This window comes from Virgisporangium aurantiacum, from assembly GCF_016863635.1.
Classification (GTDB): Bacteria; Actinomycetota; Actinomycetes; order Mycobacteriales; family Micromonosporaceae; genus Virgisporangium; species Virgisporangium aurantiacum.
In genome coordinates this window covers 1-2,076 of the sequence record NZ_BOPG01000174.1, presented here as the reverse complement: position 1 = coordinate 2,076, position 2,076 = coordinate 1, and the positions used below count along the sequence as shown (strand labels likewise).

General features: G+C 68.7%; 1 protein-coding gene. It reads right to left on the bottom strand.

Annotation, left to right across the window (positions count from 1 at the left end; all coding sequences use genetic code 11):
• Positions 1 to 1,870 (bottom strand): non-ribosomal peptide synthetase (locus Vau01_RS62885; RefSeq protein WP_239153155.1); only part of this gene is annotated, 1,870 nt, incomplete at its 3' end.
• Positions 1,871 to 2,076: the final 206 nt, after the last annotated feature.

Sequence of the window (2,076 nt, the reverse complement as noted above, 5' to 3'; positions counted from 1 at the left end):
CCGACACCGACAACAACCCACCCCGCCCCACCCACACCAAACCACCACCACCGGCACCACCGGCATCACCACCGGCACCGGCAAGCGCGGCATCCACCGCAGCAGCCAAACCACCAAGCGTCGGCACATCAAACACAACCGCCACCGGCAACACGACATCGAGCGCCTCGCTGATGCGCGTGACCAGCCGAACCGCCAACATCGAATGGCCGCCGGTGGCGAAGAAGTCGCTGTCGACGCCGACACTGTTCGGCTCGACGCCAAGCAGGTCCGCCCACATAGCGGCTAGAACCTGCTCAGTAGGCGTGGCTGGCCGACCACCCGGCCGGCCGGCGGCCGGAAGCGGACTTGAACCCGGATGCGTGCCGGCCAGGGCGGCCCGGTCGATCTTGCCGTTGGGGGTGAGTGGGAGGTCGGTGACGGTGAGGTAGCGGCTTGGCACCATGTGCGCGGGCAGGCGAGCGGCCAGATATTGGTGGAACTCCGCGGCCGTTGATGGGCCGTCGCTGACCGGCACCAGATATGCCGTCAGCGACACATCGCCACCGCCGCCCGTGCCACCCGACCTACCGTTGCCGGACCGGTCGACCTTCGCGATGACGGCCGCGGCAGCGATGTCGGGACGGGTGGTGAGGACAGTTTCGATTTCGGCGGGCTCGATGCGATAACCGCGGATCTTGATCTGGGTATCGGTACGACCCACGTAGTACAGCTGGCCGTCATGCCAGTAGCCACGGTCGCCGCTGCGGTACAGCCGGGAGCCATTTGCGGCGTAGGGGTCGGGGATGAACCGGTGCGCGGTCGCGTCCGGCCGGTCCAGGTAGCCGCGGGCGACCCCGCCGCCGCCGACGTACAGGTCCCCGACCACCCCCGGCGGCACGGGTTGCAGGCACTCGTCCAACACTCGGATCAGCACGCCGGGCAGTGGCCGCCCAATCGGCGACCCGCCCCGACCCCCACCGGTACCCGCCACGGCGGTGATGTTCGTGGAGGTGACGTGCACGGTGGTCTCGGTGATCCCGTACAAGTTGACCACCGCCGGGGCACCGTCGGCACCGACCCAGTCCGGCAACGAACCCGGGTCGAGGGCTTCCCCGCCGAAGATCACCCAACGCAGATCCGGCAGCACGGACGCCGGATCAACATCGAGCCGACCAGCCAACATCGCGAACGCCGACGGCGTCTGACACCACACCTGGACGTGTTGCTCGGCAAGTGTGGCGAGGAGGTGATCCGGTGAGCGGACTACCGCTCTGGGTAGGAGGACGACTCGGCCGCCGGTGGCTAGGGCGGCCCAGATTTCCCAGATGGAGAAGTCGAAGGCGAGGGAGTGCGAACACGCCCACACCGACCCGGCCGGCAGCATCTCCTCGGCGACCTGGAGGAGCCAGTCCACCGACGCCCAGGGCACCCCGACCGGTCGTGGCGTTCCGGTGGAGCCCGATGTGTAGATGACGTAGGCCAACCCGGTCCGGTCCACCGACATCGGTCGACGGGCATCCTCTGACCGCGGCCACTGCTGTGGTTGGTCGACTGTTACGACGGGCACGCCCCAGCCGGTGGCCCGGTCTGCATGTTCGGCGGTGGCGATGGCGGCCTGGATGTCGGCGTCGTCGGCGATCCAGCCGAGTCGTTCGTCGGGGAACTCCTCGTCCAACGGCACACAGACGCCGCCGGCCCACCACACGGCCAGCATCGCGACCACCACGTCGACGGCACGGCCCGCCAGGACTGCGACCCGGGTCTCCGGTCCTACCCCCAACGTCCTCAGACGGCCCGCCAACGCCGCCACCCGGTCGCCGAGTTCGCCGAAGGTGAGCTCGGCGCCGGTCCCATCAACGACCGCCACCCGATGCGGAACCGTTGACATCCAGTCCGACAGCAACCCGACCAGCCCAATGTCCGCGGCATCGGCCAGGGCTGAGCGGTCCGGCTGGTTGCGGGGGAGAGGGGGGCCCTGGCCCCAGTCAAGGATCTGCCGGATTACGTCGTTGGGCTGTAGCGGCAGAAGATCGATGAAGGTGTTCGGGTCGGTGGTGGCGCTGGTGATAACGGTGTGGAGGCTCTCGACCAAGC